The organism is Nocardia thailandica NBRC 100428 (assembly GCF_000308795.1).
Lineage (GTDB): Bacteria > Actinomycetota > Actinomycetes > Mycobacteriales > Mycobacteriaceae > Nocardia > Nocardia thailandica.
Genome location: NZ_BAGK01000170.1, coordinates 26177 through 41002 on the forward strand (window position 1 = coordinate 26177; position 14826 = coordinate 41002).

General features: G+C 71.7%; 15 protein-coding genes. 5 read left to right on the forward strand and 10 right to left on the reverse strand.

Annotated elements, in window-relative coordinates; all coding sequences use genetic code 11:
- Positions 1–720, forward strand: a complete 720-nt coding sequence (locus ON36_RS18370; protein WP_043654877.1) for a GntR family transcriptional regulator — start codon at positions 1–3, stop codon at positions 718–720.
- A gap of 66 nt (positions 721–786) precedes the next feature.
- Here the strand turns inward: ON36_RS18370 and ON36_RS18375 are convergent, their stop codons facing one another.
- Positions 787–1146, reverse strand: a complete 360-nt coding sequence (locus ON36_RS18375) for a DUF4254 domain-containing protein (RefSeq protein WP_043654880.1) — start codon at positions 1144–1146, stop codon at positions 787–789.
- A gap of 435 nt (positions 1147–1581) precedes the next feature.
- Between ON36_RS18375 and ON36_RS18380 the strand changes: the two genes are divergently transcribed.
- Positions 1582–2442, forward strand: coding sequence for a helix-turn-helix domain-containing protein (locus ON36_RS18380; protein WP_043654882.1), 861 nt, complete (start codon positions 1582–1584; stop codon positions 2440–2442).
- Positions 2443–2446: 4 nt separating this feature from the next.
- Here the strand turns inward: ON36_RS18380 and ON36_RS18385 are convergent, their stop codons facing one another.
- The 3 genes from ON36_RS18385 to ON36_RS18395 all read right to left on the reverse strand — a co-directional run bounded on the left by ON36_RS18385 (position 2447) and on the right by ON36_RS18395 (position 5657).
- Positions 2447–3151 (reverse strand): thioesterase domain-containing protein, encoded by a 705-nt coding sequence (locus ON36_RS18385; RefSeq protein WP_083885219.1) that lies wholly within the window; start codon positions 3149–3151, stop codon positions 2447–2449.
- Positions 3152–3675: 524 nt separating this feature from the next.
- Positions 3676–4098: a hypothetical protein gene (locus ON36_RS18390; protein WP_043654889.1), complete on the reverse strand. Its 423-nt coding sequence runs from the start codon at positions 4096–4098 to the stop codon at positions 3676–3678.
- A 212-nt stretch (positions 4099–4310) separates the two neighbouring features.
- Positions 4311–5657 (reverse strand): TIGR03118 family protein, encoded by a 1347-nt coding sequence (locus tag ON36_RS18395; RefSeq protein WP_245558128.1) that lies wholly within the window; start codon positions 5655–5657, stop codon positions 4311–4313.
- Positions 5658–5793: 136 nt separating this feature from the next.
- Here ON36_RS18395 and ON36_RS18400 point away from each other — a divergent pair, with 136 nt between their 5' ends.
- On the forward strand, positions 5794–6309 hold the full coding sequence (locus tag ON36_RS18400) for a peroxynitrite isomerase (RefSeq protein WP_085999644.1): 516 nt from the start codon (positions 5794–5796) through the stop codon (positions 6307–6309).
- Between the two features lie 221 nt (positions 6310–6530).
- Positions 6531–6728 carry a hypothetical protein gene (locus ON36_RS18405; protein ID WP_043654895.1) on the forward strand — a complete coding sequence of 66 codons (198 nt, stop codon included), beginning with the start codon at positions 6531–6533 and terminating at the stop codon, positions 6726–6728.
- 4 nt (positions 6729–6732) lie between these two features.
- Here ON36_RS18405 and ON36_RS18410 read toward each other — a convergent pair whose 3' ends face one another.
- From ON36_RS18410 to dxr, 5 genes are all read right to left on the reverse strand, one after another.
- Positions 6733–8520, reverse strand: a complete 1788-nt coding sequence (locus ON36_RS18410; RefSeq protein WP_052314106.1) for a penicillin-binding transpeptidase domain-containing protein — start codon at positions 8518–8520, stop codon at positions 6733–6735.
- An 81-nt stretch (positions 8521–8601) separates the two neighbouring features.
- Positions 8602–9465, reverse strand: a complete 864-nt coding sequence (locus tag ON36_RS18415; protein ID WP_083885222.1) for a GNAT family N-acetyltransferase — start codon at positions 9463–9465, stop codon at positions 8602–8604.
- A gap of 65 nt (positions 9466–9530) precedes the next feature.
- Complete coding sequence (gene ispG, locus ON36_RS18420) at positions 9531–10688, reverse strand: flavodoxin-dependent (E)-4-hydroxy-3-methylbut-2-enyl-diphosphate synthase (RefSeq protein ID WP_043654904.1); 1158 nt, start codon at positions 10686–10688, stop codon at positions 9531–9533.
- Positions 10689–10845: 157 nt separating this feature from the next.
- On the reverse strand, positions 10846–12042 hold the full coding sequence (locus ON36_RS18425; protein WP_043654907.1) for a M50 family metallopeptidase: 1197 nt from the start codon (positions 12040–12042) through the stop codon (positions 10846–10848).
- Positions 12043–12071: 29 nt separating this feature from the next.
- Positions 12072–13253 carry a 1-deoxy-D-xylulose-5-phosphate reductoisomerase gene (dxr, locus tag ON36_RS18430; RefSeq protein WP_083885223.1) on the reverse strand — a complete coding sequence of 394 codons (1182 nt, stop codon included), beginning with the start codon at positions 13251–13253 and terminating at the stop codon, positions 12072–12074.
- A gap of 93 nt (positions 13254–13346) precedes the next feature.
- Between dxr and ON36_RS18435 the strand changes: the two genes are divergently transcribed.
- On the forward strand, positions 13347–13610 hold the full coding sequence (locus tag ON36_RS18435) for a DUF2631 domain-containing protein (RefSeq protein ID WP_043654912.1): 264 nt from the start codon (positions 13347–13349) through the stop codon (positions 13608–13610).
- A gap of 61 nt (positions 13611–13671) precedes the next feature.
- Here ON36_RS18435 and ON36_RS18440 read toward each other — a convergent pair whose 3' ends face one another.
- Positions 13672–14655 (reverse strand): LysR family transcriptional regulator, encoded by a 984-nt coding sequence (locus ON36_RS18440; protein ID WP_052314107.1) that lies wholly within the window; start codon positions 14653–14655, stop codon positions 13672–13674.
- Positions 14656–14826 lie beyond the last annotated feature (171 nt).

The window sequence follows — 14826 nt, forward strand, 5'->3', positions numbered from 1 at the left end:
ATGCGATCGACCGAGACCACCCGGTTCTCCAAGGCCTATCAGGTGCGCACCGAGATCGAGGCCATCCTCGACGAGCTCGCCACCGACGACCCGGTCCCGTCGGAACGGGAACTGGCGGGCCGCTTCGGCGTCGCGAGGGAGACCGTGCGCCAGGCGCTGCGGGAACTGCTGGTGGCCGGGCGGATTCGCCGCCGAGGGCGCGGCACCGTCGTCTCGCGACCCAAACTCGTGCAGCCCCTGTCGCTGCGCTCCTACACCGAGGGCGCGATCAGCCAGGGACGGGTGCCCGGCCGCATCCTGGTCACCTGGGCCGACGAGCCGGCCGACGAGGACACCGCGGACGCGCTCGCGCTCGCGCCGCAGACCCCGGTCATGCACCTGGAACGCGTCCTGCTGGCCGACGGCGAGCGGATCGGGCTGGAGAGCACCTACCTCCCGCTGCACCGGTTCGCCCACCTCTACGCCGACTACGACCCGACCACGTCGCTCTACGCCGCGATCCGGCATTCGGGCACCGCCCTGGCCCGCGCGAGCGAGCGGGTCGAGACCGTCCTGGCCACCCCCAGGGAGGCGGGCCTGCTCGAGTGCACCACCGCCCTGCCGATGCTGCTGCTGCACCGGCGCAGCGTGGACGCGGCGGGCGAACCGGTGGAGCGGGTCCGCTCGCTCTACCGCGGCGACCGGGTCGCCTTCGACACCGTGCTCACCGACGCCGGATGACGAAAAACGGTGTGCGCGTCGGGCTCTCCCCGCTCGCGCACACCGTCGCAAATCATGGAACTCTCACTACTGCTCCGGCAGCCGCCTGCGGCCTCCGGCGACATCGGTCACCAGGTCGGTGTAGCCGTCGACCAGCTCCGCCAGGTGATACCAGTGCTTGTGCGTGTTGTCGCTGCGCGCGCCGTCGACATCGATGGCCTGATTGGCGTCGACCCAGCTGCGGGCCATCCGGTCCACCACCGCACCGAGGCTCTCGGTGTGCAGCGACGCGCCACTGCGCGGCTGCGGCACCTCGGTGGTGATCCAGTCGTTGATGTCGTCGACGAGTTCACCCCGCCTGCAATCGATCTCGGCAAGCAGCGCGGCATCGCGCACCTGCACCCTCCGCTCGTGCAGTTCCGCGAGCGCGTGCGCCGATCGCAACAATTCGCGATCTTGAAAACGACGCCCCTGGAACGCACACAACAATTGCGGCGCGGTCGGCAGTACCCCAACCACCGGCGCGCTCATCGCCGCACCCCGAATTCACCCGGCACCAACAATTTATGTACCAACATGATTCGCTCTCGATTCGGTTAATCCCTAGCCCTGCTGGATGGTCGAACTGGCGACTAGGCTAGCTGGATCATGCTCCCCTTGTCGCAAGAACGCAAGATTGCGTTGTCACTCCTGCGGTCAAGGTCCGTACACACAGATGCAAGTACAGATGTCGTGTGCATCAACAGGATTCGGAGCGCGTAAGACCCCTTGACTCCCAGTACGGCGGGCTGAAGGGGCGTTAACAACCCTGTTCGCGCCGATCCCGTGACAGCGGGACGGCGCACACGCAATAATGCGAAACGACCGAGCGAAGGGGAACGCATGGCAGGCAAGCGGACCGCACTCACCGTCAGGCTCCGCAGACTGGCCGCGATGCTTCGAGAGCTACGCGAGCGCGCCGGCCTCAGCAAGGAAGAAGTCAGCGCGCGCACGGGAATCAACGTCACGACGTTGTACCGGATCGAAATGGCGCAGGCGCGCCCCCAACGGCGCACTCTCGGCGCCATGCTGGACCTCTATCAGGTCAGCGACGCCCAACGCGAAGAAGCGAACCGATTACTCGCCGACGCGCTCAAACCCGGCATGTCGCACGAATACGAGGGCGCGGTCTCCGAGGTCTACGCCGCCTTCATCAATTTCGAGGCCGAGGCGCTCTCCGCCCGCCAATACCAGACCTCCACGGTGCCCGGCCTGCTCCAGACCTACGACTACGCCGCCGCCGTCATCGACACGACCATGCCCCGCCTGGACGCCGCCACCATGGAGAACCGCGCCAGGGCCCGGATGGACCGCGCGGTCAACCTCACCAAGGACGAACCACTCGACCTGTGGGTGGTGATGGACGAAGCCGCCATCCGCCGCGTCGTCGGCGGCCCCGCGGTCATGGCCGGTCAGCTCGACCAGCTGATCAAGGAAACCCAGCGCAAGAACGTCATCCTGCAGATCCTGCCCTTCGACGCGGGCGCCCACCCCGGCATGGCGGGCTCGTTCACGCTGCTCGACTTCCACAACCCGACCGACCCCGAGGTCGTCTACGTCGAGAGCCTGGCGACCCACGTCCTCGTCGAGGGCTACGACGAGATCCGCCGCTTCGGCGTCATCTTCGACCAGCTGCGCGCCATGGCGCTGAGCCCCCGCGATTCCGCGGCCCTGCTCCAGCAGGTGCGCGAGAGCTTCCGCTGACGGATCACCCGCGCGGGTGCGCGTCGAGGATCTCGGCCAGCAGCGCCGACACCTCGGGCGCGGCGAGTTCGCCCGGCGCCGCGTCGAGCAGTCTCCCCGTCACCCGCCCGCTCGTGTGCCTGCGCCACCGCCGCAGCGCGGCGGCGGGGTCGTCGGCGCCGACGCGGGTCCCGGCCAGGACGACGACGGTCAGGTCGATGTCCGACGCGGTGGGCCGGTAGGTCGCCGTCGCCGACCGCGCGGCCGAGGCCACGCCCGCCGTGCGGGGGCGCACGACGCCGGTGACGCGGGCGAGGTCGAGGGGGTTCGCCGGGCCCGGGACGGGGGCCTCGGCGGAGGTGGCCGTCGGCACGGTTCCCGCGTGGGTCGAGGCGTTCGCGGACGGGGCGTCCGGGCGTTCCCCCCGGCCCGGAACGCAGTCGACCACGACCAGGTCGACCTGCTCGCCCGCCGCACGCAGCCGCGCGGCGATCTCGTAGGCGACGAAGCCGCCGAAACCGAGGCCGAGCAGGCGATACGGACCGTGTGCCGCCACCGTGCGCAGGGACGCCGCGCCGTGCTCGGCGAAGTCCGCGACCGTCGCCGGGTGCCAGGTGTCTGCCGGAACCGTTCCGCGGGCGGGCCCCGGCTCCCCCGTGCCCCCCCGGCACCGGCCCCGCGGTGAGGCCCGGCGGCTGGAGGCCGTAGAGCGGGACCGAAGGGGGCAGATGGGCCGTCAGGCCGGCGTACGGCCAGGCCAAGCCGTCGGACGGGGCGACGCAGAACAGCGGGCTTCCGGAGGCTTCCGCACTCCGGGGCCGGAAGCGCAACACCGGCGCCAGGGCGACCGCCGCCGGATCGGTGTGGGTCGCCCGTTCCGACGCGGGCGGGCTCGCCGGCACCGGGATGCTGTCGGCCCGGTCCGCCGGCTCGGCGCGTTCGCGTGCCGGTCGGTGATGCCGGGGAGTGGCGCGGGTGTCCGCGCCCGAGGCGGGATCGTCTCGGGCGCCGCGTGCGGGTGTCGGCGAGTGACGCACCGGCGCGGCGGACGGAGCGCTCCGGCCGACGAACTCCGCTGCGGCACAACCGATCCCCAGGCCGGCTCCGGCCGGCCGAGCGGGGCGCGGATCGGGGATGACGGGAGAATCACGCACGCCGACCTCGCTCTCCTCGGGCAGCGGGGAACCCGGCGGCGGCCCCCGTCACCGATGGTACGCCGCCGGAATCGGGTGGCCCGGAACCCTTTCCCGGCCGCTACCAGGCGGGCGCGGGCAGGGTGTGGGTGCCCGCCCGCAGGGCCTCGATCAGCTCCTGATAGTCGTGGGCCAGGGCGTCGAGCCGGCGCCATTCGGCGTAGAAGAACTCGTCCGGGACCGCGAAGACCGCCTCGGACAGGGCGGCGAGCCGGTCGACCAGGCTGCCCACCGATTCGCTGCTCACCTGGGCCCAACACGCGGGAACCGGCGTGGCCAGCACCGCCCAGCGGTCGATGGTGCGGACCAGATGCGCACGGCGGCGGTCGACTTCGGCCGCCGCGACGACGGGACCGCGTTCGCGGCGGCGGTGCAACGCCACCAGTTCGGCGGCCGCCGTCAGCATCGGATGACCGTCGTGGGGCAGGCCGCGCAGAGCGGCCAGCACCGCGTCCCGATCCGGTAGCGGGGAGCCGTCAACCATGGCGGCCCTCCCCCGTACGGCAACCGGCCACAGCACAGAAAACCTTCATCGCCCGACCTTCCTGCTCCGGCACCGGCCGCCACGGAGGTGACGGACGATGACACCGGCAAACTTCCCGTCACCACTGTCCCGCACTCGGGCCCGGGAAGGAACAGGCGGCGCGCGGACATCCGAGATGTCCGCTACGCCGCCCGTGTCCGGTGTGGGCGTTCCTACTTCAGGCGCAGGCTGCCGAACCGGCCGCCGCGACCGTTGTCGGGGCCTGCGGTGAAGTAGAGCGCGTTCGCGTCGCCGAGCGTGTCGCCGTCGCCGAACACCAGCGCGTGCAGGCCGGCGATCTCGATCGCCTTCGCGTCGCCGTCGCGCAGGTAGTCGGTGAACTTGCCGGTGGTGTCGTCGTAGGCGAGCACCCGGCCGAGCCCGGCGGAGTTACCGACCAGCAGCTTGCCCGACAGCACACCGAAATTCGACGGCGCGATGGTCACGCCCCACGGCGCGTTCAGGCGGCCGTCGTCGTCGAGGATGCGCACCAGCTTGCCCGCGGCGTCGAATTCGACCACCTTGCCGCGATCGGGCTTGCCGCCCGCGGCCTGTTCGCCCTTGGCGTCGAGCGCGACCTCGGCGCCCTTGGCGAACTTCTTCGCGTCCTTGGGATCCTTGCCGCTGATCGCGTAGGTCACGAAGACCCGGCCGCCGATCGTGGTGACGTTGAACGGCACCGGATCGCCGGGCACGGCCTTGCGGCCCTTCTCCGGCGCGGTCACGTCGAGCACCTCACCGGTGGCGAACGGGTTGGCGAACCCGGTGGTGGCCACCGGCTGCCAGAACTTGTCGAAGGTCCGCAGCTGCGGGTTCTCCCCGAAGTCGGCCGCCAGCAGGCGATCTCCGGACGGGGCGACGGCCAGCCCGGTGAACGACATGCCGGCCGCGGATCCGTCGAAGACCTGCACCGCCGGGCCGTCGCGGCGCACCGTGGCGCCGTCGGGCGCCAGCTCGGTCCACGCCGCCAGCCGACCGGAGTCGGTGGCGAACACGACCCGCGCCGAACCGGTCAGCGGCAGCACGAAACCGTCGTCGAAGGTGACCGGCTGGTCGCGCACCACGAACACGTCGGAATTCACCGGGGCGCCGTTGAAGACCGCGCCGGTGGTCTTGCCGATGCTCTTGTCGCCGGGATCGGCGTCCGCGCCGGGCACCACGACGGTTTTCAGGCCGTCCTGCGAGAGTTTCTGCAATTTCGGGTCCGACGACGAATGCACGTCGCCGAGGAACTGGAAGGACTTCCCGCCCGCACCGACCCAGAAATGCCCACCGGCACCCTTCGGGCGATCCACCAGACCCCACGCGTTCACCAGGTCGGCCTGGGTGAACTGGGCGTGCGCGGCGTCGGAATTCGCGGCCAGAATCGTCTGGCTGTACCGATTACCGTCGATGGCGGCGGGTTCGGCGCCCGTCCCGGAATCCGAACAGGCGGCGGCCATGACCAGTGCGGCGCCGAACACCGCGGACCGCACCAGCCCGGCGCGAAACCCACGGGCGGGCCTCACATGTCCCAACACGTCTACTCCTTTGCGGCTCGCCGCACCTCGGGCGGCGGCGAGGCACACCCTATCGCGGGAAGGTCGTCGGGCGCGCCGGTAACGTCGGCCGCGGGCGACCGGGCCGAGGGCGGTGCGCCGGGCGCCCGCGCGTAGGCTGTCGCGCGTGGCCGAAACCGCGGAAACCACCACCCCCGTCCCGCTGCATCCCGACATCGCGGCGCTCGCCCCGCTGCTCGGCCGCTGGCGCGGCCGTGGCCACGGGGAATACCCGACCATCGCGCCGTTCGACTATCTGGAGGAGATCTCCTTCGGGCACCTCGGCCGCCCCTTCCTGACCTACCGGCAACGCACCCGCGCGGCCGACGACGGCCGCGGCCTGCACGCCGAGACCGGCTACCTGCGCAGCCCCGCGCCCGGCCGCGTGGAACTGATCCTGGCCCACCCGACCGGGATCACCGAGATCTGCGAGGGCACCGTCACCGAGACCACCGACGGAGTCCGGCTCGAACTGAACTCGACGAACATCGGGCTGTCCGGTTCGGCGAAATCGGTGACCGGGCTCGGCCGCTCCTTCCACGTCACGGGAGACACCGTCGACTACACCCTGCGGATGGCCGCGGTCGGCGAATCCCTGCAGCACCATCTGGCCGCCACGCTGCAGCGGATCTGATCGGGATCCGAAAAGCAACGATTCCGTGTCGCTGGTCACCAGCGGCTTGTTCCGCGCGCCGTTTCCGCCCTACGGTGCATTCGTCAGCTACTTTCCAGTAATGGCCATACGGCGTACAGAACGGAAAGGGTAACGCCGCTCGATCCACCGCACGACGTTCCGCCCGGGCGTGAGGGAGACGAATCATGAAGCGTTCCACAATGTTTCTGACCATCGGAGCGATGATTTTCGGCGGCGCCGCCACCATCGACGCGCTCGACCGCGCCCATCCCGCGGACCCGGCCGGACCCACCACGGGCTACGAGATCCAGCACGAGGCCGCCACCGAGCACGCCACCGACACCTCCCTCGCCGTCGTGCGCGGCCTGCTCGCCCCCGTCGACATCGCCTCCTTCGCGGCCGCGGCCGCCGCCCGCTGACGACTCAGTAGCCGGGCGGCAGCGCCGCGAACATGTCCCGGGTGACCGCCACCGCGTTGTCGGAGCTGCCGCCCTTGACCAGCAGGGTCGCGAAGGCGATGTCGCCCCGGTAGCCGACGAACCACGAGTGCGACCCGCCCTCGACCTCGGCCTCGCCGGTCTTGCCGTACACCTCGCCCTGGTCCCGGATCCGTTCGGCGGTACCGCCGGTCACCACCAGGCGCATCATCGCGCGCAGGCCGTCCACCACGGCGGGATCGATCGGCGGACGCTCCCCCTTCACCACGGTCGGCCGCCCCTCGATGAGATAGGGCACCGGCGAGGAGCCGTGCGCGACCGTCGCCGCCATCACCGCCATGGCGAACGGGCTGGCCAGTACCCGCCCCTGGCCGATGCCGTCCTCGCTGCGCTGGACGAGGTCCTCGGCCGGCGGCACCGAGCCGCCGAAGGTCGGCAGACCGTCGACGGTGTAGTCCTGGCCGACGCCGAGGCGCGCGGCGGCCTCGGGCAGGGCGGTGCCGGACAGCCCGCTGGCCAGCTTGGCGAAGGTGGTGTTGCAGGAGCGCTCGTAGGCGTTGGCCATCGGGACGCTGCCGATGGTGAACAGCTCGTAGTTGGGGATGGTGCGTTCCCCGATCGTGATCCGGCTCGGACACGGCAGCACCGTGTCGGGGGTGACCGTCCCGGCGGCCATGGCGGCCGAGGCGGTGACCGTCTTGAAGATCGAACCCGGCGGGTACTGGCCCATGGTCGCGACCGGACCGTCGCGATCGGCCGCCGCGTTCTGGGCGACGGCCAGGATCGCGCCCGTCGACGGGCGCAGCGCCACCAGCATGGTCTGCTCGGTGCGCAGGTCGACCGCGTGCTGGGCGGCGTTCTGCACGAATCGGTCGATGCTGAGGGAGAACGACGGCGCCGGCTGAGCCGGCACCTCGTGCAGCACGTCGGTGTCGGCGCCGTCGGCGTTGCGGGTCACCACCGACCAGCCCGCCTTGCCGTCGACCTCGGCGATCACCGACTTGCGCACCTGGCTCAGCAGGTCCGGCGCGAAGTGGCGATCGGTGGCGACCAGGTCCCACTCCTGGGTGACCGTCACCCCCGGCAGGCCGATCAGCTCGCCCCCGACCTCGTTCCACTCCCCCTCGGTCAGCCGCACGACGGTGACGGGTCCCGAGGCGCGGCGGGCGGCGGCGAGCACGGCCGGACCGGTGAGGGTCTTGTCGACGCGGACCAGGCTCGCGCCGAGCGCGTCGGCGGTCCGGGCCGGGTCCTGGGCGGCGCCCGCGTCGAAGATCACCCGCGACACCTTGCCGGGGACCAGCACGTCACCGCCCGCGGACTCGTTGACCCGCGCGCGCGGCGCGGGCGCGGCCCGCAGCTCCATGGTCTGGGTGTCGCCGAGCTTGGGGTGCAGGTCCGAGGCGGTCCAACGGACCTGCCACGCCCCGCCGGTGCGGCCCATCTGCAGTTCGCCGCTGTAGGTCCACACGCGGTTCTTCGGCAGCGTCCACTCGTAGGTGTAGTCGACGGTGGCGGTGTCACCGCTGACCCGCGCGTCCCCGATCCGGACCGACAGCTTCTCCGCCTGCAGCTCCGCCCACGCCGAATCCAGTGCGGGCCGGGCCCGTTCGGGCTGGGTGGTCAGCGCGGCGGCCGCGGCCGTGTCGTGCGCGGCCAGGGCACGCGCGAACGCGTCGGCGGCGGGGACCGGCCCCTGGGCGCCGGACGAACAGGCGGTCGCCGCGACGGCGAGAACAGCGACCGCGAAACTGGTGAGCATCGGTGTCCTCATCGGTCCCGATGGTAGCCCCGGCCGCCGACGTGTCGCGGCGCCCAACACGCCGGGACGGCGCGAATTCCGCCCGGGGACGGCTCAATCCACCAGCACGGTGGCGAAGGTGGCGATCTGGCGGAAGCCGATGCGGTGATAGGCGCGGCGGGCGACGGAGTTGTAGTCGTTGACGTACAGGCTGGCCGTACGGCCGGTCGCCACAACCGCATTGGCGACGGTGGCCGTGCCCGCCGTGCCCAGACCGTTGCCGCGGTGGTCGGGATGCACCCAGACGCCCTGGATCTGGCCGGTGCGCCGCGACAGGGCACCGATCTCGGACTTGTAGACCACCTCGCCGTCCTCGAAACGCGCCCAGGCGCGGCCGGATTCGATCAGGCTGCGGATCCGCCGCCGGTAGCCACGCCCGCCGTCGCCCGCCCGCGGGTCGATGCCGACCTCCTCGATGAACATGGCGATAGCGGCCGAGAGGTAGCGATCGATCTCGTCGAGCCGGACCCGGCGCACGGCGCCGTCGGAGGCGGTCACGGCGGGCCGGTCGAGGGCGAGCAGCGGCTGGTCGGCGCGCAGGTCGCGCGGGGTGCCCCAGGCGGGGGCGAGCATCTCCCACAGCGGCAGCGCCAGCTCCCGGCGGCCGACGACCGAGGAGCACACGCGCGGCCAGCGGCGGGCCCGGTCGGCGAAGGCGCGCAGGTCGTCCAGGTCACCGTGCAAGGGGACCAGGTTCGCGCCGGAGAAACAGAGGGAGTCGGCGGGGGCGCCGCGGCTCCAGAGTTCGCCGAGCCCGACCCGGGCGTCGAGACCGAACTCCTGGACCCGGGCCGCGATCATGCACGAGGCCACCGGATCGGTATCCAGCGCTTTCAGGACCTGAGCCAACTCGCGCACCGGCACGGGGCGCGCGGGGCCGGTCTTGGACCGTCGCGTCGGCTCCAGCAGACTCCGCACGCCTCCAGCCTGCCACGAAACCCCGCCGGGTGGTACGAGTCGGCGAAAACGTGACCGGGACCCGGTCAGCCGACGGTGACGACCGGCGCTCCGCCGCCGCTCTGCTCGCCCATCTCCTCGGCGATGCGCAGCGCCTCCTCGATGAGGGTCTCCACGATCCGCGCCTCCGGCACGGTCTTGACGACCTCGCCCTTGACGAAGATCTGGCCCTTGCCGTTGCCGGACGCGACGCCGAGGTCGGCCTCGCGGGCCTCGCCCGGCCCGTTGACGACGCAGCCCATGACCGCGACGCGCAGCGGCACCTCGAGGCCCTCCAGCCCGGCGCTCACCTCGTTGGCCAAGGTGTACACGTCGACCTGGGCGCGGCCGCACGACGGGCAGGACACGATCTCGAGCTTGCGCGGCCGCAGGTTCAGCGACTGCAGGATCTGGCCGCCGACCTTCACCTCCTCGGCGGGCGGCGCCGAGAGCGAGACGCGGATGGTGTCGCCGATGCCCTCGCTCAGCAGCGCGCCGAAGGCGACCGCCGACTTGATCGTGCCCTGGAAGGCGGGGCCCGCCTCGGTCACGCCGAGGTGCAGCGGGTAGTCGCACTGCGCGGCGAGCTGGCGGTAGGCCTCGACCATGACCACCGGGTCGTTGTGCTTGACCGAGATCTTGATGTCGCCGAAGCCGTGCTCCTCGAACAGCCCGGCCTCCCACAGCGCCGACTCCACCAGCGCCTCGGGGGTGGCCTTGCCGTACTTCTCCATCATCCGCTTGTCCAGCGAACCGGCGTTGACGCCGATGCGGATGGGGATGCCCGCGTCGCCGGCCGCCTTGGCGACCTCTTTGACGCGCCCGTCGAACTCCTTGATGTTGCCGGGGTTCACCCGCACCGCGGCGCAGCCCGCGTCGATCGCGGCGAAGATGTAGCGCGGCTGGAAGTGGATGTCGGCGATGACCGGGATCTGCGACTTGCGCGCGATGGTGGCCAGCGCGTCCGCGTCCTCCTGGCGCGGACAGGCCACCCGCACGATGTCGCAGCCCGAGGCGGTGAGCTCGGCGATCTGCTGCAGGGTGGCGTTGACGTCGTGGGTCCTGGTGGTGGTCATCGACTGCACCGACACCGGGTGGTCGCTGCCGACGCCGACCGAGCCGACCATCAGCTGCCGGGTCTTGCGCCGCGGTGCGAGGACAGCGGCGGGGGCGGCGGGCATCCCCAATCCGATTGTGCTGGTCACTGTCGGCTGCCTACTTTCTGCGCGAATGATCGATCGACCTGGCCGTTCGTCTTCCGAGCTTAGTCGCGCCGCGCCGGCGCGCACCCTGTGAGGACGGCTACTCGGGCGTAACCGGCACCGCCGCGACCCGAGCCTGGCACGCGATCGCGGACGACGGTCAGGGCAGGCGGATCGGGTTGACGATGTCGGCGGCCAGGGTGAGCAGCATGTAGGCGCCGCCGATGACCACGACCACGTAGGTGACCGGCAGCAGCTTGAGGTAGTCGACCGGCCCGGCGGGCAGCTTGCCGCGCCAGCCGCGCACCGTGTCGCGCACCTTCTCGTAGAGCACGACCGCGATGTGACCGCCGTCCAGCGGCAGCAGCGGCAGCAGGTTGAAGGCGCCGAGGAAGAAGTTCAGGCTGGCCAGCACCATGATGAACACGCCCCACAGGCCGCGCTCGGCGGTCTCGCCGCCGATGCGGCTCGCGCCGTAGACGCTGACCGGCGTCTCCGGGTCGCGCTCGCCGCCGGTGACCGCGGTCCACAGCGCCGACACCTTCTGCGGCATCTGCGCCAGCGACTTCACCGTCTGGACGAACATCTCCCCGGTGAACGACGCCGCGGCGGGCACCGCGGCGATCGGGCCGTACTTCTCCGGCGGGTAGAAGTCGGGGCCGACACCGACCGCGCCGACCTCCTTGCTTGTGCCGTCCTTGGCGTAGCGCACGACCCGCTCCGGGGTCACCGACACGGTGGTCGTCGTGCCGTCGCGTCGGACGGTGTAGGTGAACGGGCCGGTCTGCTTCTGGGTCTCGGCCTGGAACTGCTCCCAGGTGGTGACCGGCACGCCGGCGACGGCGGTCACGATGTCGCCGCGCCGGAGCCCGGCCCGCTGGGCGGGGCCGTCACCCGCGCAGTCGCGCAGGGTGCGGTCGGGGTTCTGCGCCGCGACGCAGCTCATGGTGCCCAGCTGGGTGGCGGGCGGCTGGTCGAGGTGCGGCAGGCCCCAGCCGATCGCCAGCACCACCAGCAGCACGAAGCCGAGCGCGAAGTTCATCAGGATGCCGCCGAACATGACAAGCAGCCGCTTCCACGTGGCCTGCCGGTACATGGCGCGGTCGACGTCCTCGGGGTCGATCTCGTCGAGCGCGGTCATACCCGCGATGTCGCAGAAGCCGCCCAGCGGCAGCGCCTTGAGACCGTATTCGGTCTCGCCGCGGCGGAACGAGAAGACCTTGGGGCCGAACCCGATGAAGTACCGCCGCACTTTCATCCCGGTGGCCTGCGCGGCCCACATGTGCCCACACTCGTGCAACGCGACCGAAATCGTGATGCCCAGTGCGAACAGCACAAAGCCCAACGCGTAAACCATGTGTTCCCTTTGCTCGTCGGCGGCAGCGGTCAGCTCGCGATGATCTCGGTGGCGTGGTGCCGGGCCCAGCTGTCGGCCGCGAGGACATCGTCCAGGGTATCGGGCTCGGCGTGCCAGCGGTCGGCGGCTTCGACCACACGGCCCACGGTGCGCACGATATCGGGGAATCGGAGGGCGCCGTCGAGGAACGCCTGGACCGCCACCTCGTTGGCCGCGTTGTAGACCGCGGTCACGCTGCCGCCCGCCTCGCCCGCCTGCCTGGCCAGCCGGACGGCGGGGAAGACCTCGTCGTCGACCGGCTCGAAGGTCCAGGTCTGCGCGGTGGTGAAATCGCAGGCCGCGGCCGCGCCGGGCACCCGGTCCGGCCAGGCCAGGGCCAGCGCGATCGGCAACCGCATGTCCGGCGGGCTGGCCTGGGCCAGGGTCGAACCGTCGGTGAAGGTCACCATGGAATGCACGATCGACTGCGGGTGCACGGTGACATCGATGCGGTCGTAGGGGATGCCGAACAGCAGGTGGGTCTCGATGAGTTCCAGGCCCTTGTTCACCAGCGAGGCCGAGTTGAGGGTGTTCATCGGGCCCATGGACCAGGTCGGATGCGCCTTCGCCTCGCGCGGGTTCACCGACTCCAGCATCTCGGTGGTCCACCCACGGAACGGGCCACCCGAGGCGGTCAGCACCAGCCGGTCGACCTCCTCGGCCCGGCCGCCGCGCAGGCACTGGGCCAGGGCGGAGTGCTCGGAGTCCACCGGGACGATCTGTCCCGGCGCGGCGGCGCGCGTCACCAGCGACCCGCCCGCGACGAGGGACTCCTTGTTCGCCAGCGCCAGCCGGGTGCCGGACTCGAGGGTGGCCAGGGTCGGTTCCAGTCCCAGCGAACCGACCAGGGCGTTGAGGACGACGTCGGCCTCGGTGCGGCGCACGAGTTCGGTGACGGCCGCGGCGCCCGCCAGCTCGACCCCGAGCGCGGCCGCGGCGGCCGGGTCGGCCACGGCGACGTTGCGGGTGCCGGTGGCCTCGATCTGGGCGGCGAGCAGCGCGGTGTTGCCGCCCCGGGCGGCCAGACCGACGATCTCGAAGCGGTCCGGGTCGGCCGCGACGACCTCGAGGGCCTGCGTTCCGATCGATCCGGTACTGCCGAGGAGCAGCACCTTCACCTTCTCGCCCGGGCCTGCCGGGAGAGGTTCACGCGACGATGCGGGATGGGACACGGGCCCATTGTGGCAGGGCTGCTGGCTACGACGCACAGTCGTATGCCACGATAGGCGCAGCAATTACCGCAAGCACGAGCCTAAGGAGCGATCGTGGCCGCCACGGAACTCGCACCCGCCACCAGCGCCGTCGTCACCAAAGTCGACCCGGCCGAGGTGCCCTCCGCCGCGTTCGGCTGGAGCGGTGAGTCGCCGAAGACGTTCAAGATCGCCGGCTGGGTCACCGTGGTCGCGCTGCTCGCCATGCTGTTCGGTAACCACCACGGCCACGTCGAGGACATCTTCCTGGTCGGTACCGCGGGCCTCATCGCGCTGATCCTGGTCCTGGACACCGTCACCAAGCGGATCCCCCGCTAGCCCGGTCCCCGACGCCTGCGGCCCTCTCCGGGTCCGCGGGCGTCGTCGTGTCCGGGGCCGGTCAGCGCCTGCCGCGACCGCCCGATCGTCCTCTCGGCTGCTTGCCGCGCTGCGGCGCGGCCTTCTTCGTCGCCGTGCGCCCGCCGCCCTTCTTCCCGCCGGCCTTGGCGCGCGGTGCCGTGGCCCGGTCGGCGGCCCGGTCCGCGCTGCCGCGCGAGCTGTTGGCCGAACGGCCGCGCACGATGCCGACGAACTCCTCGACCAGTTCCGGGTCGGCCGTGCCCCCGGTGGCCCAGGCCAGCGCGATCTCGGTGTCGGGAACGCCGATCCTGGTGCGATACACCAGGTCCCGCCGGTGGTGCAGCCGGGCGATCGACATCGGGACGACCACCGCCCCGCCGATCGCGGCGACCAGGGCCAGCGTGTCGGCCGCCCGGTCGAGATCGCCGGTGGGCTGGACGATCTCGCCGTCGAGATCGGCGTCGGTGACCTCGGTCAGCAGCGACAGCTCGTCCTCCTTGCGCACCACCGCGACCGGCGTCTCCCGGTACAGCGAGATCGCGTGCAGGCCCTCGCGGTCGATCGGCAGGCGCACGAAGCAGACGTCGACCCGGCCCTCGCGCAGCGCGCTCTCCTGCTCGGCCTGGGAGACCCCGACGACCTCGAGCGGGTGCCCGGGCAGACGCTCGGCCCAGATGCGCGACCACTTGGCGACGGTGACCCCCGGGACGAAACCGACCCGCAGGCTCGCGGGCGCCTCGGGCACCACCTCCTGCGCGGCCCTGGCCTCGGCGGCCAGCCGGGCCCGGGCGTAGTCGAGCAGCGCGCTCCCGTCGTCGGTGAGCCGGGTCGGGGACGCGCCGGGCACGAAAACCCTGGTGCCGAGCTCGTTCTCGAGGTCGATGACGGTGCGGCTCAGGCTCTGCCGGGCGATGTGCAGGGCCTTGGCGGCGCGGGCGAAGTGCAACTCCTCCCCGACGGCGACGAAGCGGCGCAGCACGGCGCTGTCGACGGTGTCGGCGGCGGTGGGATCGAAGTCGCTCATTCGGTCCAGGATAGGCGGCCACACCGACGGGGCCGCGCGGGCGTCAGCCGAGATTGGCGAGGACCGCGAGCAGGACGAGCAGCGCCGCCAGGCCGAAGACGATCCCGAAGGCGACCAGCAGCGGCGTGGCGCCGCTGCCCGCGGGCCGGTGCGGCGGCCGGACCGGCCGCA